The sequence below is a fragment of the Amycolatopsis azurea DSM 43854 genome, from assembly GCF_001995215.1.
In the GTDB taxonomy this organism is placed as follows: Bacteria; Actinomycetota; Actinomycetes; order Mycobacteriales; family Pseudonocardiaceae; genus Amycolatopsis; species Amycolatopsis azurea.
On record NZ_MUXN01000001.1, the window covers coordinates 118,653 to 141,930 of the forward strand.

21 protein-coding genes are annotated in these 23,278 nt (G+C 68.6%); 11 read left to right on the plus strand and 10 right to left on the minus strand.

Features of this window, described 5'->3' with window-relative positions:
* The gene (locus B0293_RS00580; protein ID WP_005168053.1) at positions 1–780 is read left to right on the plus strand and encodes a type III pantothenate kinase; all 780 of its coding nucleotides are present in this window, start codon (positions 1–3) and stop codon (positions 778–780) included.
* A gap of 274 nt (positions 781–1,054) precedes the next feature.
* On the opposite strand, the gene B0293_RS00585 is transcribed toward B0293_RS00580, so the two are convergent.
* A complete protein-coding gene (locus B0293_RS00585; protein ID WP_005165387.1) occupies positions 1,055–1,816 on the minus strand; it encodes a class I SAM-dependent methyltransferase in 762 nt (253 codons plus the stop codon).
* Entirely contained in the window at positions 1,813–2,586 is a 774-nt protein-coding gene (locus tag B0293_RS00590; RefSeq protein WP_005165384.1) for a class I SAM-dependent methyltransferase, read from the minus strand. The genes B0293_RS00585 and B0293_RS00590 overlap by 4 nt, the downstream gene beginning before the upstream one ends.
* A gap of 95 nt (positions 2,587–2,681) precedes the next feature.
* Between B0293_RS00590 and lysS the strand changes: the two genes are divergently transcribed.
* Complete coding sequence (lysS, locus tag B0293_RS00595; protein WP_039919389.1) at positions 2,682–4,193, plus strand: lysine--tRNA ligase; 1,512 nt, start codon at positions 2,682–2,684, stop codon at positions 4,191–4,193.
* Positions 4,194–4,344: 151 nt separating this feature from the next.
* The gene (locus tag B0293_RS00600) at positions 4,345–4,698 is read left to right on the plus strand and encodes a histone-like nucleoid-structuring protein Lsr2 (RefSeq protein WP_005165380.1); all 354 of its coding nucleotides are present in this window, start codon (positions 4,345–4,347) and stop codon (positions 4,696–4,698) included.
* Positions 4,699–4,704: 6 nt separating this feature from the next.
* Here the strand turns inward: B0293_RS00600 and B0293_RS00605 are convergent, their stop codons facing one another.
* Complete coding sequence (locus B0293_RS00605) at positions 4,705–5,550, minus strand: AraC family transcriptional regulator (RefSeq protein ID WP_005165377.1); 846 nt, start codon at positions 5,548–5,550, stop codon at positions 4,705–4,707.
* Between the two features lie 66 nt (positions 5,551–5,616).
* On the opposite strand from B0293_RS00605, the gene B0293_RS00610 reads away from it, so the two are divergent.
* Entirely contained in the window at positions 5,617–6,198 is a 582-nt protein-coding gene (locus B0293_RS00610; protein WP_005165375.1) for a TIGR03086 family metal-binding protein, read from the plus strand.
* On the opposite strand, the gene B0293_RS00615 is transcribed toward B0293_RS00610, so the two are convergent.
* Positions 6,195–7,013, minus strand: coding sequence for a (2Fe-2S)-binding protein (locus B0293_RS00615; RefSeq protein WP_039919387.1), 819 nt, complete (start codon positions 7,011–7,013; stop codon positions 6,195–6,197). The genes B0293_RS00610 and B0293_RS00615 overlap by 4 nt on opposite strands.
* A 359-nt stretch (positions 7,014–7,372) precedes the next feature.
* Here B0293_RS00615 and B0293_RS00620 point away from each other — a divergent pair, with 359 nt between their 5' ends.
* The 4 genes from B0293_RS00620 (at position 7,373) to B0293_RS00635 (ending at position 12,842) form a co-directional block, all read left to right on the plus strand.
* Entirely contained in the window at positions 7,373–9,931 is a 2,559-nt protein-coding gene (locus B0293_RS00620) for an ATP-dependent Clp protease ATP-binding subunit (protein WP_005165370.1), read from the plus strand.
* A 348-nt stretch (positions 9,932–10,279) separates the two neighbouring features.
* Positions 10,280–10,645, plus strand: coding sequence for a type II toxin-antitoxin system RelE/ParE family toxin (locus tag B0293_RS00625; protein ID WP_005165368.1), 366 nt, complete (start codon positions 10,280–10,282; stop codon positions 10,643–10,645).
* Position 10,646: 1 nt separating this feature from the next.
* On the plus strand, positions 10,647–10,985 hold the full coding sequence (locus B0293_RS00630; protein WP_005165365.1) for a helix-turn-helix domain-containing protein: 339 nt from the start codon (positions 10,647–10,649) through the stop codon (positions 10,983–10,985).
* Between the two features lie 60 nt (positions 10,986–11,045).
* Positions 11,046–12,842 (plus strand): Hsp70 family protein, encoded by a 1,797-nt coding sequence (locus B0293_RS00635; RefSeq protein WP_005165362.1) that lies wholly within the window; start codon positions 11,046–11,048, stop codon positions 12,840–12,842.
* Here B0293_RS00635 and pcp read toward each other — a convergent pair whose 3' ends face one another.
* Positions 12,843–13,478: a pyroglutamyl-peptidase I gene (gene pcp / locus B0293_RS00640; protein ID WP_005165360.1), complete on the minus strand. Its 636-nt coding sequence runs from the start codon at positions 13,476–13,478 to the stop codon at positions 12,843–12,845.
* Positions 13,479–13,505: 27 nt separating this feature from the next.
* A complete protein-coding gene (locus B0293_RS00645) occupies positions 13,506–14,921 on the minus strand; it encodes a M1 family metallopeptidase (RefSeq protein ID WP_005165358.1) in 1,416 nt (471 codons plus the stop codon).
* A gap of 195 nt (positions 14,922–15,116) precedes the next feature.
* Here B0293_RS00645 and B0293_RS00650 point away from each other — a divergent pair, with 195 nt between their 5' ends.
* On the plus strand, positions 15,117–18,302 hold the full coding sequence (locus B0293_RS00650) for a BTAD domain-containing putative transcriptional regulator (RefSeq protein ID WP_005165357.1): 3,186 nt from the start codon (positions 15,117–15,119) through the stop codon (positions 18,300–18,302).
* Positions 18,303–18,364: 62 nt separating this feature from the next.
* Here the strand turns inward: B0293_RS00650 and B0293_RS00655 are convergent, their stop codons facing one another.
* Together B0293_RS00655 and B0293_RS00660 are read right to left on the minus strand one after the other, a co-directional pair.
* Positions 18,365–19,165 carry an ABC transporter permease gene (locus B0293_RS00655; RefSeq protein WP_005165356.1) on the minus strand — a complete coding sequence of 267 codons (801 nt, stop codon included), beginning with the start codon at positions 19,163–19,165 and terminating at the stop codon, positions 18,365–18,367.
* The gene (locus tag B0293_RS00660; protein ID WP_005165355.1) at positions 19,162–20,136 is read right to left on the minus strand and encodes a daunorubicin resistance protein DrrA family ABC transporter ATP-binding protein; all 975 of its coding nucleotides are present in this window, start codon (positions 20,134–20,136) and stop codon (positions 19,162–19,164) included. The genes B0293_RS00655 and B0293_RS00660 overlap by 4 nt, the downstream gene beginning before the upstream one ends.
* A gap of 126 nt (positions 20,137–20,262) precedes the next feature.
* On the opposite strand from B0293_RS00660, the gene B0293_RS00665 reads away from it, so the two are divergent.
* Positions 20,263–21,288, plus strand: coding sequence for an endonuclease/exonuclease/phosphatase family protein (locus B0293_RS00665; protein ID WP_005165354.1), 1,026 nt, complete (start codon positions 20,263–20,265; stop codon positions 21,286–21,288).
* Between the two features lie 25 nt (positions 21,289–21,313).
* Entirely contained in the window at positions 21,314–22,141 is an 828-nt protein-coding gene (locus tag B0293_RS00670; protein WP_039919386.1) for a hypothetical protein, read from the plus strand.
* Here B0293_RS00670 and B0293_RS00675 read toward each other — a convergent pair.
* Together B0293_RS00675 and B0293_RS00680 are read right to left on the minus strand one after the other, a co-directional pair.
* Positions 22,138–22,950, minus strand: coding sequence for an SIR2 family NAD-dependent protein deacylase (locus B0293_RS00675; RefSeq protein WP_005165351.1), 813 nt, complete (start codon positions 22,948–22,950; stop codon positions 22,138–22,140). The two genes, B0293_RS00670 and B0293_RS00675, sit on opposite strands and share 4 nt — an antisense overlap.
* Positions 22,943–23,251 (minus strand): antibiotic biosynthesis monooxygenase family protein, encoded by a 309-nt coding sequence (locus tag B0293_RS00680; protein ID WP_005165349.1) that lies wholly within the window; start codon positions 23,249–23,251, stop codon positions 22,943–22,945. The genes B0293_RS00675 and B0293_RS00680 overlap by 8 nt, the downstream gene beginning before the upstream one ends.
* Positions 23,252–23,278: the final 27 nt, after the last annotated feature.

A 23,278-nucleotide genomic window follows, 5' to 3' on the forward strand; every position in this document is an offset into this window, starting at 1 on the left:
TTGCTGCTCACGGTCGACGTCGGCAACACCAATATCGTTCTGGGGCTGTACTCCGGCCGGGAGCTGGTCGGTGACTGGCGTATGCGCACCGACGCGCGGATCACCGCCGACGAGCTCGCGCTGACCATGCGCGGGCTCCTCGGACGGCACGCCGACGCGGTGACCGGGATCAGCGCGCTGTCGACGGTTCCCGCCGTGCTGCGCGAACTTCGCGTGATGCTTTCGCGGTATTACGCCAAACTGCCGAAGATCGTCATCGAGCCGGGAGTGCGCACCGGCGTGCCGCTCCTGGTCGACAACCCCAAGGAGGTGGGCGCGGACAGGCTGGTGAACACCCTGGCCGCGCACCATCTGCACCCTGCCAGCGCCTGTGTGGTGGTGGATTTCGGCACTTCGACCAATGTGGACGCCATCTCCGCCAAGGGCGAGTTCCTCGGCGGCGCGTTCGCGCCCGGTATCGAGATCTCGGTCGACGCCCTGGCCGCGCGGGCCGCGGCGCTGCGCAAGGTGGAACTCGCGCCGCCGCGGTCGGTGATCGGGAAGAACACCGTGGAATGCCTGCAATCCGGCATCCTCTACGGCTTCGCGGGCCAGGTCGACGGCCTGGTGAAGCGGATCGAACGCGAGCTCTCCCCGGGCGGGACCGATCCGGTCGCGGTGATCGCGACCGGCGGCCTGGCGCCGCTGGTGCTGGAGGAGTCCGAGACCATCACCGAGCACGTGCCGGATCTGACGCTGCTGGGCCTGCGGCTGGTCTACGAACGAAACCACCGCAATTAGTCCTCTGAATGCGGTCCTTGCACACGCAAGGACCGCATCCAGAGGACTAATTGCGGTGGGTTCAGCGGCGTGAGGCGACCATCAGCACCCGGCGCTCACATAGTCCTTGGGGTGGGGCGGGGCGGGTTGTGAAAGCCACTTTCGCAACCTTCAACGTTGCGAAAGTGGCTTTCACANNGTGAAAGCCACTTTCGCAACCTTCAACGTTGCGAAAGTGGCTTTCACAACACCCGCCGGCCCAACCACCGCATCCAGAGGACTAATTGCGGCGGGGTCAGCGGAGCGAAGCGACGATCAGTACCCGACGCGTCATCAGATCCTGGTTCCGCAGCGTCTGTTCGAAGCTTGTGCACAGCCTGTCCGGATCATCCCCCGATTCGGCCGCCAGATCCGCCACACGCTCCAGTGACAGCTCCATGGTCCGCCGCTGCCGCTCCCGCCAATCCGGCGTCACCTCGTAGGAGAGGACGTCGAATCCGGCTTCCTCCAGCAGCGGCCGGTGGTCGGCCACCTGCGGCGGCCGGTTCACCGGCTGTCCTTCGAAGTCCCAGGTCGTGACGAGCAGCCGTCCGCCGGGAGCCAGGATCCGGGCGAACTCCGCGCAGGCGCGAGGCTTGTCCGGGGCGAACAGCAGCGCGTCGATGCTCATCACCGCCTCGAAGGAGGCGTCGTCCAGTCCGGTGTCCTCGAAGCTGCCGACGCGGAATCCGGCAGGCTCGACGTCCATGCTCTCCGCGCGACGCCGGGCCGAAGCCAGCGCGGTCTCCGCGATGTCGACGCCGGTGAGCGTCGCGCGGGTGTGCGCGGCGACCCACAGCCCCGGCCCGCCCCTGCCGCAGCCGATGTCGGCCAGGCGCCCGCCCGGTGCGAGCCGTGCCTCGCGGGCGATGTGGTGCAGGTCGGACCGGGTCACGAAGCTGTAGGTGTCCAGTTCGGCCGGGTACTCGTCGCCGTACACCTCGGCCCAGATCCGCGCGGACACCGCGGAGGCGGGCGCGCGGAACGTCGCCGTGAACGCCGCCTTCCAGTCGGTCAACGTTTACCCGCCCGGAAGACCGTGGTGGTGATCGGCAGGTCGAATTCGCCGGAGGCGGTTTCCGGGTTCCGGTCGAGGAATTCCCGGGCCGCGCGAAGTTTGGCTTCGCGTTCCTCCGCCGTGGCCACCAGCATGTGTGAATGCGTGGCGAGAGTCGCCACCAGGGTTTCGGCCGTCCTGGGTTGTTTGTGACCGAAAGTCTTCTTCTCGAACGGCGCGAAAGCCTCGTGTTCCGGAAGCGATTCGTAGTCGCTGAGCCAGCGCCTGCTCATGGAGGTCTTGATCAGCTTGTTCAACTCGGCCAACCAGCCCGCCGATTCGTCGTCGTGGTTCCACAGCGCGGCAACGACTCCGCCCGGTTTCAGCACCCTGGCCATCTCCGGATAGGCCCGGTCGAGGTCGAACCAGTGGACGGCCTGGCCGACGACCACGGCGTCCACCGACCCGTCCGGCAGCGGGATCGCTTCGGCCGTCCCGATGAGCGGGGTCACGGCGGGCAGCGTCTTGATGAGTTCTTCCAGCATTTCGGCGTCCGGTTCCACCGCGGTGACCGCGACGCCCAGCGCGAGCAGGCCCTCGCTGACCTTGCCGGTTCCCGCGGCGAGGTCGAGGACCCGTTCCGGTGTTCCCTTCGCGCCGGCCAGCCCCCAGGCCAGTGCCTTTTCCGGATAGTCGGGCCGGTGCGCGGCATAGGCGGCGGCCTCCGCGCCGAACGAGGCGGCGCGGCGTGCGTGCAGTTCGGGTTCGATGCCGGGAGTGGATGAGTTCACGTGATCCAGGTTAATGGAGAGAAAACCCACCGGCCCGGACGTGGAAAAGGTAATCCGGTTGGCGTAGGGAAGCGGTGGGTTCGTACGCTGTGCGCATGACTGAAATCCCCGCATCCGAGGGCGTGAGCCCCGACGAAGACCTGCCGGAACAGATGCGGGTGCGCCGGGACAAGCGCGACCGGATAATCGCGGAGGGTATCGATCCGTATCCGGTCGAGGTGCCTCGGACGCACTCGCTGGCCGAAGTGCGCGAGAAGCATTCCGGCCTTCCTGTCGACACGGCCACCGGCGAGACCGTCGGCATCACCGGCCGGGTCATGTACATGCGCAATACCGGCAAACTGTGTTTCGCGAGCCTCCGTGAAGGCGACGGCACCGAGTTGCAGGCGATGCTCAGCCTCGCGAAGGTCGGCGAGGACGCTCTCGCGGCGTGGAAGTCCGATGTCGATCTCGGTGATCACGTATTCGTCCAGGGCGAGGTCATCACCTCCAAGCGCGGTGAGCTTTCCGTGATGGCCGACTCATGGCGGATCACGTCGAAAGCATTGCGTCCGTTGCCCGTGGCGCACAAAGACCTGGCCGAGGAAACGCGGATCCGGCAGCGTTATGTCGATCTGATCGTGCGTCCCAAGGCGCGGGACGTGGTCCGTACCCGTGCCGGTGTGCTGCGTTCCCTGCGTGACTCGTTTCACGGCCGGGGATTCCTCGAGGTCGAGACCCCGATGCTGCAAACGCTGCACGGCGGCGCCGCGGCGCGCCCATTCGTCACACATTCGAATGCCTTCGACCTCGATCTGTACCTGAGGATCGCTCCGGAGCTCTACCTCAAGCGTTGCGTGGTCGGCGGTATCGAGAAGGTCTTCGAGATCAACCGGAACTTCCGGAACGAGGGCAGCGACTCGTCCCACTCGCCCGAGTTCGCCATGCTCGAGTACTACGAAGCGTATGCGACCTATGACTCCAACGCGGTGATGACGCGTCAGCTCATCCAGGAGGCGGCGCAGAACGTTCTCGGTACTCAGGTGGTCACTCTCGCCGACGGTTCGGAGTACGACCTGTCCGGCGAGTGGACCACGCTCGGAATGTACGAGTCGTTGTCCGAGGCGTTGTCGGAAGAGGTCACTCCCGAGACATCGGCGGACAAGCTCCGTTCCTATGCCGAAGCGCGAGAGCTGGAGCTCGACCCAAAGTTAGGCCACGGCAAAATCATCGAAGAACTTTGGGAACATCTCGTCGGCGATCATCTCCACGAACCTACTTTTGTCCGTGATTTTCCGGTCGAGACATCCCCGCTGACCAGGCAACACCGCAGCAAGCCGGGGGTGGCCGAGAAGTGGGATCTGTACGTGCGCGGATTCGAACTGGCCACCGGATACTCCGAGCTGGTCGATCCCGTGGTAGAGCGTCAGCGTCTGGTGGAACAGGCTCGGCTGGGTGCGCAGGGTGATAGTGAGGCCATGAACCTCGATGAGGATTTCCTCCGTGCGCTGGAGTACGGAATGCCGCCGAGCGGTGGTGTCGGAATGGGGATCGACCGGTTGCTGATGGCGCTGACCGGCCTTGGTATCCGGGAGACCATCCTGTTCCCGCTCGTCCGACCCGAATAACCCGTCCGCGTGACAGATACCTCGATCGTTCTCGTAAACAAGATTTGCGTTATGTCTCGGTAGCGGGTATTAATGTCGCTAGACAAAGTCTTCTGTCCGGGGCATGCCCCGTACCAGATCATTCGTGTAAGCCCCCAGCAGGAGGAAACAGATGGCACAGAAGGTGCTCGTCTCGCTCGTCGACGACCTCGACGGCACTGAGGCGGAAGAGACCGTCGAGTTCGGTTTGGACGGTGTGAGCTACCAGATCGACCTTTCCGCGGAAAACGCGGAAGAGCTTCGCGACGCGCTCGCCCAGTATGTGGAGCACGCCCGTCGCGCGGGTGGCCGTAAGCGCACCGCCATTCGTCCGGTCGCCGGCGTGAAGGCCGCCGCCCGCCCCGCGACCGTGGACCGCGAGCAGAACCAGGCCATTCGCGCCTGGGCCCGCAAGAACGGCTTCCAGGTTTCCGACCGCGGACGTATCCCGTCCGAGGTCGTGGAGGCCTACCACAAGAAGAACTGAGGTCTTTCAGACCTGACGGCCGCCGGGAAACTTTTCCCGGCGGCTTTCTTGTTCTTGTACACGGTTCAAGCGAGCGTACTCCGTGGGCGCCCATCCGGTCACGGAGCGGAAATCCCGGATGAAGTGCGCTTGGTCGCTATAGCCCAGCGTGAACGCCAGTTTCGCGTAGTCCGGCCGTTCCTCGGCTGCGATCCGTGCCGCCGCTTCGTTCAATCGGTATACCTGAATCGCCCATTTGGGGGCGGCGCCGACGTGGTCGGCGAACAGTCGTTGCAGGCTCCGCTGAGACAGGCCCGTCCGGCTTGACAGCTCGCCGACCCGGGTAATGGCCGGTTCGGCGGCGATTGTTTCCACCGCTTCGATGGCCGTCCTGGCCGCGTCGGTGAGCACCGGCTGTTTCGCCAGGAGCAGTTCCTCCACCGCCCGGATCATTTCGAAGTCGCCCGTCGCATTCCGTACCGATTCCGTCACCGGTCCGGTGCCGGGGAAGAGATCGGCGAGCGGAACGGAACCGCCGGAGATCATCGTGACCGGACCGGTGAGGAATGCCCGGAAAGCCCCCGGCCGGAATCGCACGCCGATACCGTGGTCCTTCCCGGCGACGACGTAGCGGAAAGGTCGTTTCCCCGGACCGAAGGCGCCCGCCACGTCGCTGAAGAACGTGACGTTGACCGCGAGATTGGGCAGGACCACCTGTTCATGGGGGCCGCGGCCGGTCAGATCCCAGCGCAGCACCCAGTGATGGTCGACGAACGGCCGCAGCTCCGGCGACGGCCGGTGGCGGACGAGCTCGAACGCCGCGCTCGCCTCTCGCGCATTGACGATCCCCGCCGGGATCCGGTGCCCGCTCACCGGATCAACCTAATCGTGTCGCGTTTCTTCAAGACAGCACACCGGTTCCCGTGAGCTCATGCCCTCATGGCCGAACACGCTGCCCTGATCGCCCCCGCCGCCGCGGAATTCGCCGGAATCCTGCGCGGGATCGGCGAGGCCGAACTCACCGCCCGCACCCCGTGCGCCGAGTACGACGTCCGCGCGCTGCTGAACCACCTTCTCTACTGGGGTCCCTGGCTCGAAGCCGCCGGACGCAAGGCGCCGCCGCCCGAAGTGGCCACTGGCGAAGCGGAAGCGGGTCTCGTCGGCGCCGAGTGGCTCGACGCGGCCGAGCGGCAGACCGCCCGGCTCGTGGAAGTCTTCGGGGCACCCGAAGCTTGGCAAGGCATGACGGCGCTCGGCACGGCGGAGATGCCCGCCTCGTTCGTCGGTGACATGGTGCTCGGCGAGTTCGTCCTCCACGGCTGGGATCTCGCTCGCGCGATCGGCCGCACCGTCGACGTCGCGCCCGAAGCGGCTGAGGCCGTGTACGACTCCGCCGTCGCGATGGGCGAGCAGGCGCGCTCTATGAAGGTGTACGGCGAAGAAGTGACTGTTGCGGAAGGCGCAACGACGTTCGAACGCGCTTTGGGCGCGACGGGACGGAATCCCGCCTGGACCGCTTAACGGATTCGCGGACAGCCGCCGCATTCCGATTCCGCGGGCAGCAGATAGGAGTAACAGCAGCTTTCGCGGTTTCTCGTCCACTCGCGGCGTCCGTCGGCTCCCGTGGCCAGCGTCAGCTTCGACGCCGACGTCAGCGGCGGGAACCGCGATTCGAGGACCAGCGCGGCGTCCGCGACCCCGGCGCCCTCGGCCTCCGGGGTCCCGCCCAGCAGTCCCGCCGACCACAGCGCGTTGTCGAGCGCGTCCGTGGCCGCCGCCCACAGCTGCCGCCGCCCGAGCCTCGTCAGCGGCCCGTAGACGTCGATGAACCGGCTCGCGTGCGCGACGAACCTGCCTCGCAGCACGGTCGCCAGCGCCCGCTCGTCAGGGACGACGACGGCCTCCGGGCGCGCCGAGCCCGGGTCGGTCGGCAAGCAGTGGAAGCCGCCGCCGAGGACGGCGACGGAGCCGGGATGCGGCCGGTCGGCGCCGATCCGGAACGCCAGCGCGGACGGCGCCAGCGACGGGACGCGACGGGCGTGGTGCAGCAGCGTCGCGCCGGCGAACGCCGGGACGTGCAGGTACCAGGACAGGATCCAGCTCGCCGGGATTCGCTCGGGGATGCCGGGCGCTTCCGGGTACGTCTCCGCCAGCCAGCCGCCGAGCCGCTCCCGCCAGCGCACGAGACGGGCCGGTTCGCCGAGCAGATCGGCACAACTGACCCAGTCCGGCTCGCCCTCCGGCACCTCGCCGCGGATCCGGGCGTCCCCGGGAAGCCGTGAGAGGGAGGCTCGGAGCCCGTCTCCGGGTGACGCGAGCACACGGGGATGCGACACGCCGTCCTCCCGTCATTAGGTACGCCTAACCTTACATACGATCCGTGACTACTCCGGACGGGTGTCCATCCACTGGGCGGACTCGCGTTCGCGGACCGTGTTCGCGCTCAGCGGACAACGCGCATCCGGCGGAATCCGGGCACGCGTTCGCACGTTGTGCTTGACGTAAAGGTGCAGGGCAACCGGAAGATGAAAGAGCGCACGGCCGGAGAACGGCCAGGGCGCGAACGGGCCGCAATCAGCCGTAGTGGTACGCCAGCGCGACCGCATGGCTACTAGAGTGGTCTCACGGTGCTGAATCCATCGCGGTGAAAGCACGATGGAAACGGGCCGCCGTCGCAGCAGTCGAGGGAGTGCACATGTTTGAGAGGTTCACCGACCGCGCGAGGCGGGTGGTCGTCCTGGCCCAAGAAGAGGCCAGGATGCTCAACCACAACTACATCGGCACCGAGCACATCCTCCTGGGTCTGATCCACGAGGGTGAAGGTGTCGCCGCCAAGGCGCTGGAATCGCTGGGCATCGCGCTGGAGGGCGTCCGCCAGCAGGTCGAGGAGATCATCGGCCAGGGGCAGCAGGCCCCGAGCGGGCACATCCCCTTCACCCCGCGGGCCAAGAAGGTGCTGGAGCTGTCGCTGCGCGAAGCGCTGCAGCTCGGCCACAACTACATCGGCACCGAGCACATCCTGCTCGGGCTGATCCGCGAAGGAGAAGGCGTCGCCGCGCAGGTGCTCGTCAAGCTCGGCGCGGACCTCAACCGGGTGCGTCAGCAGGTCCTGCAGCTGCTGTCGGGCTACCAGGGTGGCAAGGAGTCGACCGAGACCGGCTCCGGACGCGGTGAAGGCACCCCGTCGTCGTCGCTGGTGCTCGACCAGTTCGGCCGCAACCTGACCGTCCAGGCCCGCGAAGGCAAGCTCGACCCGGTCATCGGCCGCGGCAAGGAGATCGAGCGGGTCATGCAGGTGCTGTCGCGGCGCACCAAGAACAACCCGGTCCTGATCGGTGAGCCCGGCGTCGGCAAGACCGCCGTCGTCGAAGGGCTCGCGCAGAACATCGTCAAGGGCGAGGTCCCGGAGACGCTGAAGGACAAGCAGCTCTACACCCTCGACCTCGGCTCCCTGGTCGCCGGTTCCCGGTACCGCGGTGACTTCGAAGAGCGCCTCAAGAAGGTGCTCAAGGAGATCAAGACCCGCGGCGACATCATCCTGTTCATCGACGAGCTGCACACGCTCGTCGGCGCGGGTGCCGCCGAGGGCGCGATCGACGCCGCCTCCATCCTGAAGCCGATGCTGGCCCGTGGTGAGCTGCAGACGATCGGCGCGACCACCCTCGAGGAGTACCGCAAGTACATCGAGAAGGACGCCGCGCTGGAGCGCCGCTTCCAGCCGATCCAGGTCGGCGAGCCGTCGCTCGAGCACACGATCGAGATCCTCAAGGGTCTTCGCGACCGGTACGAGGCGCACCACCGCGTCTCGATCACCGACGGCGCGCTGGTGCAGGCGGCCACCCTGGCGGACCGCTACATCAACGACCGGTTCCTCCCGGACAAGGCGATCGACCTGATCGACGAGGCCGGCGCCCGGATGCGCATCCGCCGCATGACCGCGCCGCCGGACCTGCGCGAGTTCGACGAGAAGATCGCCGACGTGCGCCGGGACAAGGAGTCCGCGATAGACGCGCAGGACTTCGAGCGCGCCGCCCGCCTCCGTGACGAGGAGAAGACCCTCCTCGGCCAGAAGGGCGAGCGGGAGAAGCAGTGGAAGGACGGCGACCTCGACGTCGTCGCCGAGGTCGACGAGGAGCAGATCGCCGAGGTCCTCGCCAACTGGACCGGCATCCCGGTGTTCAAGCTCACCGAGGAGGAGACCACGCGTCTGCTCCGCATGGAGGACGAGCTGCACAAGCGGATCATCGGCCAGGAGGACGCGGTCAAGGCCGTCTCCCAGGCGATCCGCCGTACCCGCGCCGGTCTGAAGGACCCGAAGCGCCCCTCCGGCTCGTTCATCTTCGCCGGTCCGTCCGGTGTCGGTAAGACCGAGCTGTCCAAGGCGCTGGCGGCGTTCCTCTTCGGCGAGGACGACGCGCTCATCCAGATCGACATGGGCGAGTTCCACGACCGCTACACCGCTTCGCGGCTCTTCGGTGCCCCTCCGGGCTACGTCGGCTACGAAGAGGGCGGCCAGCTGACCGAGAAGGTGCGACGCAAGCCGTTCTCGGTGGTGCTGTTCGACGAGATCGAGAAGGCCCACCAGGAGATCTACAACACGCTCCTGCAGGTCCTCGAAGACGGTCGTCTCACCGACGGCCAGGGTCGTACGGTCGACTTCAAGAACACCGTGCTCATCTTCACCTCGAACCTGGGTACCTCGGACATCTCCAAGTCCGTCTCGCTCGGGTTCTCGTCCGGCGGTGACAGCACCAACCGGTACGAGAAGATGAAGCAAAAGGTCAACGAGGAAATGAAGAAGCATTTCCGGCCCGAGTTCCTGAACCGGATCGACGACATCATCGTCTTCCACCAGCTGACCAAGGAACAGATCATCGAGATGGTCGATCTGATGATCGCCCGGGTCGAGACGCAGCTCAAGGCCAAGGACATGGAGCTCGAGCTCACGCCCAAGGCCAAGTCGCTGCTCGCCAAGCGCGGCTTCGACCCGGTGCTGGGCGCGCGGCCGCTGCGTCGCACGATCCAGCGCGAGATCGAGGACCAGCTGTCGGAGAAGATCCTGTTCGGCGAGGTCCAGGCCGGGCAGATCATCCTGGTCGACGTCGAAGGCTGGAACGACGAAGAGGGCGAGAAGGACGACAAGGCGCACTTCGTCTTCCGCGGCGAAGCCCGTCCCTCGTCGGTCCCGGACGCCCCGCCGGTCAGCATCGGCGCCGGCTCGACCGAAGAGAACGGTGAAGCCGAGGGCGAGTAAGGCTCTCTGGTTCTGAAAGTGCCCGTCGCGGGTTCGCCGCGGCGGGCACTTTCGCGCTCCGGGGTCGTGTCGTCCGTCTGATCACGCGAGTTACGCCTCCAATCACGCGAGTTCGCCTTCTGATCACGCGAGTTCGCCTTTTCGGCACGGATGGCCTGCGGGCGTGGATGGACGACACGTGTGATCAGAGGCGCGACACGCGTGCTTGGACGGACGACACGCGTGCTTGGACGGACGACACGCGTGCTTGGAGGCGCGACTCGCGTGATCGGGGGACGTGAGCGCGCTTTCGTGGGAACTCTGGCCTTCGGGCCCCGGTAGATATAAGGTCTACATTATGGTCGGCTGATGACGTGGGAGATCGAACTTCACGACGAAGTGGATCGCTGGTTCACGGCGCTGTGCCGGGAAGAGCCGTGTACGGCCGACAGGGTCGAAGAGGCGATCGACATGCTCGCTCGTGAAGGACCGCAGCTCGGGCGGCCACTGGTGGATCGGATCAGTGGCTCGCGCAGGCACCACTTGAAAGAGTTGCGTCCGGCGTCGGCGGGGCGGTCCGAGATCAGGATCTTGTTCGTCTTCGATCCGGTCAGGAAGGCCGTGCTGCTGGTGGCCGGTGACAAGGCCGGAAACTGGAAACGGTGGTACGACATCAACATCCCGATCGCGGAGGAGCGATACCGGCGGCATCTGGACGCGTTGGAGGAAGGCTGAAATGGGTCGGTCCTGGAAAGAGGTCAAGGCGGAAAAGCTCGCTGCGGATCTGGCCGCGGGCCGCGACGTCGAAGCAGTGCGGGCAGAGGCGCGAGAAGCCACGCAAGCCTATGTTCTCGGTTTTCGCCTGTCGGAACTTCGCGAAGATGTCGGGCTGAGCCAGACCGAGGTCGCCAAGCGGATGGGCGTGAGCCAGCCGCGGATCAGCCAGCTCGAGCAGGGCGATCCGAGCCAGATGGAATTGGACACGCTTCGCAGGTACATCGTCGCCTTGGGCGGCCGGATGCGGGTGGTGGCCGATTTCGACGATCACGACGTCACCATTTCCACCGCTGTCTGACCCGTCCCGGTCCCGCGATGATCGCGTGAGACGATGCCCTCGGGTCCGGGAGGGGGTCAGGTGGACGTTCTGGCGATCGATTTCGGTACCTCCAGCACGGTGGGGGTGCTTTCGATCCACGGCAGGGGGACGCAGGTCGTCGAGATCGACGGGTCGGTGACGATGTCGTCCGCGATCTACGTCGACAAGGACGGCACCGTCTTCGTCGGCCGCGACGCCGAACGCCGGGCCAGACTGGATCCGAGCCGGTTCGAGGCGAACCCGAAGCGGCGCATCGACGAGGGCGCGCTCCAGCTCGGTGACGTCACGCTCCCCATCGCCGACGCCTTCGCCGCGGTCCTGCGCCGCGTCGGCGAAGAGGCCGAGCTGCTCCTGCAGCGCCCGCCCGCGCAGGTGCGCATTTCCCATCCCGCGGGCTGGGGCCCGGATCGCAAGCAGATCCTCCACGAGGCCGCGCTCAAGGCCGGATTCGGGACGACGGTGCTCATCCCCGAGCCGGTCGCCGCCGCCGCGCACTACGCCTCCCTGAACAACGGTCACCGGCCGCCCGGTCCGATCGCGGTCTACGACCTCGGGGCGGGCACGTTCGACTGCGCTGTCGTCGGTGTCAGCGCCCAGGGGTTCGCCGTGCTCGCCGAGGACGGCCTGCCCGATCTCGGCAGTCTCGACATCGACCAGGCGCTGCTGGTGCACATCGGCCGCGAGGTGTCGCATTCCGAACCCGCGCGGTGGCAACGGATCCTGCGCCCGCAGTCGGTCAGCGACCGCCGCACCCGCCGGTCGTTGCTGCAGGATGTCCGTGACGCCAAGGAAAGCCTGTCCCGGCACCAGCAGACCGAGATCCCGATGCCGGAGCCGTTCGGCGACGTGCGGGTGACGCGGATGGAGCTGGAGGCGCTCGTCCGGCCGAGTTTCCTGCGCAGTGGCGAGCTCCTGGCCGCCACGATCCATCGCGCCGGACTGTCCCCGGACCGGCTCGGCGGCGTCTACCTCGTCGGCGGGCCGAGCCGGATGCCGCTGCTGGCCAGCCTGCTGGCGAACCAGCTCAGGATCGCGCCGACGACGCAGGACCAGCCTGAGACGGCGGTCGCGTTCGGGCTGCACCACGTGCCCGCGGGCGGCGAGGACTCCCAGCTGACCGTGCCCGCTTTCGCGCCGGTCTCACCGCCGGTGCGGCAGCCGCCCGTCCACCAGCCGCCCGTCCAGCAGCAGCAGCCGCCACCCCCGGCGAGGCGCCCGCAGCCGCCGCGCTGGACACCGCCCACGCCGCCTCCGCCGCCGGGCCGGAACTGGCAGCGACCCACGACGTACGGCGTCATCGTGGTCGCCCTCGCGGCGATCGTGACGACGATCGTCCTGCTCGGCGGCGGCAAGGACGAGCCCGTGGCCGCGCAGGTCCCAGCAGTGCCGAAGCCGGCTTGCGATCAGCCGGGGCCGAAGGATGCGCAGGGGTTCACGGACTGTCTCCGCCGGATCGCCGCCGTCATCCCGCAGCGCGACGACTGCCACGACGCGCCGGACGCGGCCGCCACGGTGGGTGCGGCGGTCGCGGTCACCTGTGTGTTCCAGGACGACAAGGCGTCGAACGCGATCAACTACTACCAAGGTGTCCCGATGACCGGTCTGGAGGCCGGAGTCCGGGCGCAGATGACCAAGGGCAAGCCCGTGGAGGGCACCTGGGCCGCAGACGGGCTGCGAGGGCGCTACCTGGCGGGCGTCGGCAAGCGAAGCGGCATCGTGCTTTTCGGGACCGAAGACGCGCCCTTGACCGCGATGCTCGTCTCGACCCGCAGCGACGGCAGCGCACGGACGACCGCGGAGATGGTCGAGTTCTTCACCGCGCAGCTCAAGCCCTGATCAGTGCAGGCTGCCCGCCGGGGTCGAGAGGTCCTCGGTCACCGTGAGCGCGGTGTCCACGATGATCTCCAGCGCCTCCGCCGCGCGATGCGTGGCCAGGCTCGGCGCCGTCGTCCGCGCGGCCTGCTCCGGCGTGTAGGGAATGTGCACGAAACCGCCGCGCACGCCGGGAAAATCGTTGTCCAGCAAGTGCATCAGCCCGTAGAAGACCTGATTGCACACGTACGTCCCGGCGGTGTGCGAGACCGACGCGGGAAGTCCCGCGTTCTTGATCCCCGCGACACTCGCCTTCACCGGCAGTGTCGTGAAGTAGGCGTTGGGCCCGCCGGGGATCACCGGGACGTCGACGGGCTGTGAGCCCGCGTTGTCCGGGATGCGGGCGTCGATCAGGTTGATCGCGACCCGTTCCGGGGTGACGTCGGCGCGGCCGCCCGCCTGTCCGACGCAGATCACCAGGTCCGGGCGGTATTCGTCGATCGCGTCGCGCAAGGTGACCAGCGAGCGCGAGAACACGCACGGCAGTTCGACGGCCACCGTGTCGTGCCGCCGGCCGGTGAGCAGGGAAACCGCCTGCCACGACGGGTTCACCCGCTCACCGCCGAACGGTTCGAAGCCGGTGAGGAGCACAGACGTCATGCCCCTCACCCTAACGTGTGACGCCCGCTAGGCAGCCGGCTTGAGGTCCCCGGGATAGAGGAACTCGGGCGCCGGCTTGGTGTTGCCGTAGAACCACGCGTCGAAGAAGCCCTGGAGGTTCTTGTGCGCGATGCGCTCGGCGAACTTCTGGAACTCCGGCAGGCTCGCGTTGCCGTCGCGATGCAGGGCGGGCCACGTCCTCAGGATGCGGTCGAACGGCGCCGCGCCGATGTAGTTCTTCAGCGCGTGCAGCGCCACCGGGCCCTTCGAGTACACGTAGGTGAACTCGTTGCCGGGGCCCATGTCGTAGAGCTTCCCGGCCCAGAACCGGTCCGTCGCCTTCTGCACGGCGGTCAGGTAGCGCGCCTTCAGGTCCTGGCCCGTCTTCGCCTCGGACCACATCCACTCCGCGTACGAGGCGAAGCATTCGTTGAGGCAGACGTCCTTCCACTTGTCGACGGCGACCGAGTCACCCCACCACTGGTGGGCGTTCTCGTGCACGATCGTCGGCACGTTGCCCGCCGCGCCCGAGTAGATCGGCCTGCTCAGCGTCTCCAGCGAGAACCCGATCGGCTCGGCGAGGAAGATGCCGCCCGCCGCGTCCACCGGGTACCGCCCGAACTTCGACGCCAGGAAGTCGATGATCTCCGGCAGCCGCGCCTCGGCCTGCTTGGTCGCGGCCGGGGTGCCGGGGGCGTAGGCGTTGACGACCGGGGTGCCGTCGGACAGCTTCGTCCGCTCGAACTCCCACTTGTCGATCGCGACCGTCGTCATGTACGGCACGGCGGGGGTCTCTTCGGCCCAGGAGTAGGTGGTGTCCTTGCCGTTCTTGACCTGCCCGCGCTCGACGCCGTTCGAGATCACGCTCCATTCCGAGGGAACGGTGATCGCGAGGTGGAAGGTCGCCTTGTCGCGCGGGGTGTCGTTGACCGGGTACCAGGTCGTCGCGGATTTCGGCTCGCCCGCGACGAAAGCGCCGCCGGATTTCGCGTACTGCCAGCCGTTCGCGCCCAGCGACGGATCCTCGATCGGCTGCGGGGAGCCGTGGTAGGCGATCTCGGCGGCGAACCGCTCGTGGTTCCGCAGCGGACGGGCCGGGGTGATGACCAGCTCGTGGTCACCGGTCCGCGTGAAGGTCGCCTTCCGCCCGTTGACCTTGACCGAGTCGACGGTGAGCCCGTGCAGGTCGAGGTTGAACGAGCTCAGCGACTGCGTCGTCCGGCCGGTGATCGTCGCCAGGCCGGTGAGCTGTTTGGTGGCGGGCTCGTAGCCGACTTTCAGGTTGTAGTCGGCGACGTCGTAGCCGCCGTTGCCGTCCTGCGGGTAGTAGCTGTCGCCCGCGCCGTCGGCGCCGGGTTTGCCGGTGTCGGCGAGGGCGGTCCCGCCGCCGAGGACACTCGCGGCCAGGACGGCGGCGATGACCGCCGCGCTCCGGTACCTCATTCACGCTCCCAGTCGATCGGCTGTCATTTGGCCCCGAACCTAACGCCGTGACCTCGGTCGTCCGCCCGGAAAGCTCCTTCGTGCCCGGAAAATCCCGCCTTCCGTCGCCTGGAAGAGCTACGGGACCCGGCCGCGCGCTTCGAGAGACACAGCCTGGTCGGGGTATTGAGTGGCGCCTTCTGGAAAGCTGGGGGCGTGCGTGTGACGCTGCTGGGCCCGGTCGGAGCGGAGGCCGGTGACGGCATCCCGGTCGACATCGGCGGTGCCCGCCTCCGCATGCTCTTGGCCAGGCTCGCGCTGGAGCCCGGCCGCGCCGTCCCGGCGGCGGCCCTCATCGACGGTCTCTGGGGCGCGGAACCGCCTGCCGACGCCGCGAACGCGCTGCAATCCCTGGTCTCGCGGTTGCGCAAGGTCCTGCGCGCCGACGACGTCGCCCTCGACTCGGGGCCGGGCGGCTACCGGCTGGACGTCGCCCGCGAGGACGTCGACGCGTGCCGCTTCGAGCGGCTGGCCGCCGAGGGCCGCGCGGAACTGGCGGCGGGCCGGGACGCCGGTGCGGCCGTGATCCTCGCCGAAGCGCTCGGACTCTGGCGTGGTCAGGCGCTGTCCGATGTCCTCGACGCCCCCTTCGCGCAGGCGCCCGCGACTCGGCTGGAGGACCTGCGCCTCGAAGCCGCCGAAGACCGCTTCGAGGCCGAGATCCGGCTCGGCGGGCACGACCGGGTCCTGGCCGATCTCAAGGAGGCGGCCGCGCGGCACCCGCTGCGCGAACGGCTCGCCGGGCTGTGGATCCGGGCGTTGTGCGCGGCGGACCGGCAGTCCGACGCCCTCGCCTTCTACGAGGAGGTCCGGGCGGCGCTGGCCGACGAACTGGGCGTCGATCCCTCGGCCGAACTCCAGGAGATCCACCTCTCCGCACTGCGCGGCGAACTCGGCCCACCACCCGCGGCGGCCGATCACCTCCCGGTGCGGCTGACCAGCTTCGTCGGCCGTGACGACGAGCTGAAACTGATCGCCGAACTCCTCGCCGGCGCGCGGCTGGTGACGCTCGTCGGGCCCGGCGGCGCGGGGAAGACGCGGCTGGCCACCGAGGTCGCGACGCGGCACCCGGCGCATACGCGCGGACGCGTCTGGTTCGTGCCGCTCGCCGGTGTCCGCGACCCTGGTGACCTGCCCGGCGCGGTCTTCGCCGCGCTGGAGCTGTGGGACCTCGGCCTCTCGCACAGTGGCGACCCGATGCGGCGGCCGGTGGAGGCGCTGGTCCGGGTCGTGGAGACGCTCGGCGCCGGCGAATCGGTGCTGGTGCTGGACAACTGCGAGCATCTGGTCGACGCGGCCGCGGAGCTGGCGAACACCCTGCTGCGCCGCGTGCCGACCCTGCGGATCCTCGCGACGAGCCGCGAGGCGCTGGCCATCGACGGCGAGACGCTGTGCCCGCTCGGCCCGTTGTCCGTGCCGGAAGGGAAGCCGACGGTCCCGCAGGCCGCCGAGGCGGGCGCGATCCGGCTGTTCGTCGACCGGGCGGCGGCCGTGCGGCCGGACTTCGTCCTCGACGAGTCCACTGTGGACGACGTCGCGCAGATCTGCCGACGGCTGGACGGGATGCCGTTGGCGCTGGAACTGGCCGCCGCACGGCTGCGGTCGATGACCGTCGCGCAGATCTCGCGGCGCCTCGACGACCGCTTCCGCCTGCTGACCTCCGGCAGCCGGACGGCTTTGCCGAGGCAGCGCACACTGCGCGCCGTCGTCGAGTGGAGCTGGGATCTCCTGGACGACGCCGAACGCGTCCTGGCGAGACGGCTTTCGGTTTTCGGGGCGGGTGCCGAGGTCGAAGCGGTCGAAAGCGTCTGCGCCGGGGACGGCCTGCCCGCCGAAGACGTCATGTACGTCCTCGGCTCGCTCGTCGAGAAGTCCATTGTGGACGCGACGGCCGGTGATCACGGCGAGCCGCGCTACCGCATGCTGGAGACCATCCGGGCGTACGGGGCGGAGCGTCTCGACGAGGCCGAAGAACGGCCACGGCTGACGAAGGCGTATCACCGCTACTACGCCGAACTCGCCGAGCGGCTGGAGCCGTTGCTGCGGACGAGGGACCAGCTCACGGCCATCTCGCGGTACGACGCCGAGCACGGCAACATCGTGACGGCGCTCCGTCAGGCCATCGACGCGGGTGACGCGGAGATGGCGATGCACCTGTTCGGCAGCACTTTCTGGTACTGGCTGATCAAGGGCGACAGCGGTCGGGTCGAGTCCTTCGTCGCCGAGGTGCTCACTTTCGGCGACCGCCTGGACGAGGACTTCGCGGCCGCGTTCGTGGCGATGCGCGAGATCACCACGATGATCCCCGGGGTCGGCGACCCCGAAGTCGTGCGGGAACTCATCGAAGAATGCGTGCGGACGAACGCGCACACCAGGTTCACCGGGCTGGCCATCGGCCTGCCCATGCTGGCCTTCTTCAGCCAGGACAAGGAACTCGCGCACCGCGAGGTGGAAAGGGCGCTGGCGAACCCTGACCCGTGGGCGAGGTCCGCGGGAGCCTGGGCGCAGAGCTTCATCCTCACCGACGACGGCGACACCGAAGGGGCCGAACGGGCCAGGGACAGGGCTTACGAAGGATTCCTCGCCATCGGAGACCGCTGGGGCACCGCGATGGCGGTGGGCATGAAGGCGAGCGACATCTCGATGTCCGGCGATCACGAGACCGCGCTCGCGCTGTACCGGCAGGGGCTCGCCCTCGCGCTCGAACTGGGTTCGCAGGACGACGTGATCCAGCAGCGCTGGCGGCTCGCGACGGAGTACGCGCGGGCCGGTGACATCGAAACGGGCCTGCGCGAGATAGGCGACGCCGAACGCTACGCGGTCGACACCGGCAACGACCAGCTCGCGGTGATGGTGCTGGTGGGCAAGGCCGACCTGTTCAGCCGCGCCGGCCGGATCGACGAGGCGCGGGCGGTCGCCGCCCGGTTCCGTGAGCTGATGGCCACCGTGCCGATGCCGGGCATGTTCGGCGAGGAGTTCGGCGGGTACATCGACACGGAGGTGGCGCTGGCCGCCGGGGATCTGGCCGGGGCCGAGCGTGGCGCCGCGATCGTCGTGAAGTCCACCGCGGACCGGGGCGACATGCCCGATCTCGGGCGGATCGTCGAGGTCTGCGGCCTGATCCGGTTCCGGCAGGGACGGCCCGAGCCCGCGGTCCGGCTGCTCGGCGCGGCGAAACTCCTCAGGGGCAGGCTGGATCTCGGCGAGCCCGGCATCCGGGCGTTGATCGACAGCCTCCGCGCGCACTTCGGCGAGGAGCGCTACGAGGAGCTGCTCGCACAGGACGCCGGGAGTTCCCGGCCCGAGCTGGTCGCCTGGATCAGCCAGGAAATGGGCGCGTGAAGAAGGGCCCCTCGCCTCGGATGAGGCAAGGAGCCCTTCACGCGCGTTCCCCCTGACCCCCGTCAGACGCGCTTCCGGTAAGCCCAAGTGGCGAGCGGGAAGAAGACCGCGATCGCGGCCGCCATCCAGATCAGCGAGCCGGTCAGCGGGCCGGCGATCGGCCCGCCGTTCATCAACCCGCGCAGGACGTCGGACATCTGCGTCACCGGGCTGATGTCGGCCCACGCCTTCAGCCAGCCGGGCATCGTGCTCGTCCCCACGAACACGTTGCTGCCGAAGGTCAGCGGCATCAGCACCACGAACATCAGGCCCTGCACCGCGCCGGGGCTCTTCAGCAGCATCCCGACGAACACCGAGGCCCAGCAGAACGACAGCGCGAACGCGATCACCAGCACGATCGCCAGCGCGAACTCCGCCGGTCCGGTCTGGATCCGGTAGCCCATGATCGTCGCGACGACCATCAGGACGACGAGGCACACCACGTACCGCACGATGTCGGCCAGCACGGCGCCGATCAGTGGTGCGGACCGCGCGATCGGCATCGCGCGGAACCGGTCGAACACGCCCTTGGTGACGTCGGTGTTGAGCTGGACGCCGACGGTCATGCTGGCCTGCAGGATGTTGAACACCATGATGCCGGGCACGATCATCTGGAGGTAGCCCTCGGTGCTGCCCATGATCGCGCCACCGAACAGGTAGACGAACATGACCAGGAAGATGATCGGCGCGAGCGTGACGTCGGCCAGCTGCTCCGGGTTCTTGCGGATCTTCAGGACGCCGCGCCAGGCAAGGGAAAGCCCGTGCTGAACGCTGCTGGAGAGTGAAACGCGCCGTGGTGGTGCGGGCGCGGCGATGGTCGTCATACCAGGCTCCCTTCCGGAGTCGTGTCCTTTGTGGACTGAGTGTTCTTGCCGGTCAGCGCGAGGAACACCTCGTCGAGGCTGGGCAGCCGCAGCGCCAGCTCGTCCGCGGTGATCCCGGCTTCGTCCAGCTTGCGGACCAGAGTGGACAGCAGGACCGGGTCGGCGACGGGCGCGGTGAGCAGCCCGGTGTCGTCGTCCCGGTTCGGCCGGACCCCGGTGAGGCCGGCCAGGATGCGCTCGACGGCGTCGAGGTCGGCGAGCGCGGTCGGCCGGACCTGCAGCGTCTGGCCGCCGGTCCGCCGCTTGAGCTCGTCGGCCCGCCCGTTCGCCACGACGTGCCCGTGGTCGAACACGGTGATCGTGTCGGCCAGCTGGTCGGCCTCCTCCAGGTACTGCGTGGTGAGCAGCACCGTGGTCCCGTCCGCGACCAGCGTCCGGACCACGGCCCAGACCTCGTTGCGGGCGTGCGGGTCGAGGCCGGTGGTCGGCTCGTCCAGGTACAGCACCTTGGGACGGCCGACGAGGCTCGCGGCGAGGTCGAGCCGCCGCCGCATGCCGCCCGAGTAGGTCTTGATCGCGCGGCCGGCGGCGTCGGTCAGCTCGAACCGCTCCAGCAGATCGGCCGCGCGCTTCTTCGCGTCCGCCCTCGAGAACTCCAGCAGCCTGCCGATCAGGACCAGGTTCTCCGTACCGGAGAGGTCCTCGTCGACCGACGCGTACTGCCCGGTCAGCCCGATCATGCCGCGGACCGCCATCGGGTTCTTGACGACGTCGTACCCGAAGACGCTCGCGTGGCCGCGGTCCGGCCGGATCAAGGTGGCCAGGATCCGGACGGCGGTCGTCTTCCCCGCGCCGTTCGGCCCCAGCACCCCGACCACCTTGCCCGCCGGGACCTCCAGATCGACCCCGTCGAGCGCCTTCGTCTCCCCATAGTGTTTGACCAGGCCCTCGGCCCTGATCGCGTGAGTCATCGTTTCCTCCTGTGGATCTCGCCCCGCGGACAAAGGTGCACCCCTGGCCTGGCAGACCGCGCACAGCGCGCTGGCAGCGGCTGATACGTGCTGGTAGACGCGGTGTGAGGAGGTTGTGAAGGTCTTGTGGAGACCGCCGTCACAGCGTCCGTGATCGGCATACTCGACGTCATGGTGATCGAAGAACGGGTCCGTCCCGCGGCGCGTCGGGGTTCCGGGCGGAAGCTGGTCAGCGGGCTGCTCGTCGCGGCGGTCGTGCCGTTCGCGGTGCTGACGGCGATGCGGCTGGTGGGTTACGACGGCAACACGTACACGATCGCCGCGCTCGCGCTGACGCCCTACGCGGGGATCGCGACCCTCGTGCTCGGCGTCCTCGCGCTGGGGCTCCGCCGCTGGTGGACCGCGGCCGTCGCACTGGTGCTGACCTGCACGATCGCCGCGCTGGTGCTGCCCCGCGCGTTCGGAGGTGAGCAGAAGGCGCTCGGCGGCAAGCACGTCCGCGTCCTCGCGTCGAACATGCTCGGCGGGCAGGCGGATCCGGCCAGGATCGTCGGCTACGTGAAGGAACACCAGGTCGACGTCCTGAGCCTGACCGAGATGACACCCGAGGCGATCACCGGGCTCGACCGGGCCGGGCTGTTCCAGCTTCTGCCGTACCACGTGCTGCACCCGGCGGAGTGGGCGTCGGGCTCCGGACTGGTGTCGAAGTACCCGCTCACGCCCCTGAAGCTCAGCGGCGACTCGGACTACAAGCAGCCGAGCGCGAGCATCGACCTCGGCGACGGCGTCCGGATCGAGGTCGTCGCGGTCCATCCGGCGGCGCCGATGTGGGACCGGCACGCGTGGGTCGACGAGGCCAAGGACCTGCCCTACGCCGACGCCGAGCACGACATCCGGATCCTGGCGGGCGACTTCAACGCCAGCTTCGATCACTCGCTCTTCCGTGAGCTGCTGACCAGGGGATACGTGGACGCCGCCGATCAGCTGGGGAAGGCGCTGCAAGGCACCTGGACGAACGGGGCGGTGCCGCCGGTGCCGATCGACCACGTGCTGGCGGACAAGCGGACGGCCATCGCGGACTTCAAGGTGCTGGAGACGCCCGGCAGCGATCACGACGCGGTATACGCGGAAATCGTCCTGCCCGGAAAGTGACCTTCCGCTGGCAGGCTTCTCGCGCATGAGGAAGCTCTGGGGAGTTCTCGCGTTGTCGCTGCTCACTGGCTGCGTTCCGGGAAACCTGCCGCCGAGTGAAGCGAAGAGCGCGCTGGGCTTCGTCGCCCAGCCCGGTGCCGGGCGGACCTTCCTCCAGCGGGACCCGGTCGACGAGGTCGAGCGGCTGTTCCAGCCGGGGCCCGACCGGAAACCGGTGGCGCTGGCCGACACGGGCCGGAACCTGATCGGCGTCGGCGTCCGGGAGTTCCCCGGTGAAAACCGGTCGGAGCCGATCGCGTGGGTGCTCGGGGGCCGCGAGCGCGAGATCGTGCTGCCCCAGGACAGACCGGGCTACTGGGCGCCGACCGCGATCGCGGCCGACGGCGATCAGGTCCTCGTGGCCGGTGCCCTCGGCGGAGACGTGCGGGTGTGGGCCTCCGGCGACGCGGGCGCGACCTGGACGGTGTCTCAGGTTCAGGTTCGGGCGAGCGACATGTGGTTCTCCACCGTGCTCCGGACGGAAGGGAAATGGCTGCTGGCCGGGGGTTCCGCGGCCGGCGCGCTGGTCGTGACCGGCGCGCCCGGCGCCTGGGAGACCGCGTCCATCGGGGACGGCCGGATCCTCGGCGGGACGGCGGACAAGGCCGGCCGGGCGGTGCTGTTCGGGGACCGTACCGAGTGGAACCGGTCCCAGACCTCGAACCGGTCGTGCTCGGTGGTGTGGGTTCCCGGCGGCGGTGGCTGGCAGCGGGGCGAGCTGGGCTGCCCGGCCGAGCGGATCACCACCGCGGAGACCCAAGAGGACGGACGGGTGGTTCTGGCGAGCAGCCGCGACCTGTGGGTCCGGCCTTAGGCCAGCAGCGCGTCCAGTGCCTTGAGTGTTTCGAGGCTGTTGCTCGCGAGCGAGACACCGCGCCCGTGCCGGATCCCCGGCTCGCGCGGGTTGATCCGGACCAGCGCGCCGGTCGCGGCGCTGGCCAGCTCCGAGTAGCGCCGCACCGTCGGCACCGCCTGCCCGGCGCCGAGTTCCACGACCACGAGGTCGCGATGCCGGCGGCGCCACGCGGTCAGCTCGTCGAGCTGCGCCTGACTGCGCTGCCCGAGCCAGTCGTAGTCGCCGAACATCAGGATGTTGGGCCGGGCGAGGCCGCCGCAGCGCGGGCACGACGGCAGCGGCGCCAGCGCGCGCATCGTGTCCTCGTCGATCGGGACCTCGACGTCGACGGCGGGCCAGATCTCGCCGGTACACCGGTCGAGGCACTGGAGATGGTGGATGGACCCGTGCGCTTCGGCGACGTGCGGGTACGCCGCCTTCTGGAACTGTCCGTCCACATTGGACGTGAACGTCCGGACGCCGCCGGGTTTGCGCGCTCCCCAGGAAAGCAGGAGCCGGAACCCCTCGTGCGGGACCGTCGCGCGGTACAGCGCGAGCCGGTGCCCGTAGAAACCCCAGGCGAGCTCGGGATCTTCGGCGAAATGACGCGGGTCGGCGAGTTCGACGAAGCTGATGCCCAGCCGCTCGTAGGGCGGATACGCCTTCCAGAAACCCTCGTCGCCCCGGAAATCGGGCAGGCCGGAGTCGACGCCCATCCCGGCGCCGGCGCAGACGAGCAGCGCGCCGGCGCCGTCGATCAGTTCCGCGGCTCGTTCGAGCTCACTCACCCGGCTTCGAAGCCTGGACGACCTCGAATTCCAGCAGGTTCGCGCCGCTGGAGACCGGCTTCGCGCGCTCGCCCGCGTGCGCCTCACGCGCCGGGCCGGACGCCCACGCCTGATAGGCCTCTTCGGACTCCCACTTCGTGTAGACGAAGTAGCGGCTTTCGCCGGAGACCGGGCGGAGCAGTTCGAAGCCGAGGAAACCGGGCTGGTTGTCGACGGCGTGCAGCCGCGCGGCGAACCGCTTCTCCAGCTCGGGGCCTGCGCCTTCGGGGACCTCGATCGCGTTGATCTTCACGACAGCCATGCCGTCCACCCTACGGTGAAACTCTTT

Bases quoted from the DNA above. Each gene is read 5' to 3' on its own strand.
- B0293_RS00655 (WP_005165356.1), bottom strand. From the start codon at position 19,165: ATGACGACCATCGCCGCGCCCGCACCACCACGGCGCGTTTCACTCTCC.
- B0293_RS00670 (WP_039919386.1), top strand. From the start codon at position 21,314: ATGAGGAAGCTCTGGGGAGTTCTCGCGTTGTCGCTGCTCACTGGCTGC.
- pcp (WP_005165360.1), bottom strand. From the start codon at position 13,478: ATGACGTCTGTGCTCCTCACCGGCTTCGAACCGTTCGGCGGTGAGCGG.
- B0293_RS00600 (WP_005165380.1), top strand. From the start codon at position 4,345: ATGGCACAGAAGGTGCTCGTCTCGCTCGTCGACGACCTCGACGGCACT.
- B0293_RS00625 (WP_005165368.1), top strand. From the start codon at position 10,280: ATGACGTGGGAGATCGAACTTCACGACGAAGTGGATCGCTGGTTCACG.
- B0293_RS00620 (WP_005165370.1), top strand. From the start codon at position 7,373: ATGTTTGAGAGGTTCACCGACCGCGCGAGGCGGGTGGTCGTCCTGGCC.
- B0293_RS00610 (WP_005165375.1), top strand. From the start codon at position 5,617: ATGGCCGAACACGCTGCCCTGATCGCCCCCGCCGCCGCGGAATTCGCC.
- B0293_RS00630 (WP_005165365.1), top strand. From the start codon at position 10,647: ATGGGTCGGTCCTGGAAAGAGGTCAAGGCGGAAAAGCTCGCTGCGGAT.
- lysS (WP_039919389.1), top strand. From the start codon at position 2,682: ATGACTGAAATCCCCGCATCCGAGGGCGTGAGCCCCGACGAAGACCTG.
- B0293_RS00660 (WP_005165355.1), bottom strand. From the start codon at position 20,136: ATGACTCACGCGATCAGGGCCGAGGGCCTGGTCAAACACTATGGGGAG.
- B0293_RS00645 (WP_005165358.1), bottom strand. From the start codon at position 14,921: ATGAGGTACCGGAGCGCGGCGGTCATCGCCGCCGTCCTGGCCGCGAGT.
- B0293_RS00680 (WP_005165349.1), bottom strand. From the start codon at position 23,251: ATGGCTGTCGTGAAGATCAACGCGATCGAGGTCCCCGAAGGCGCAGGC.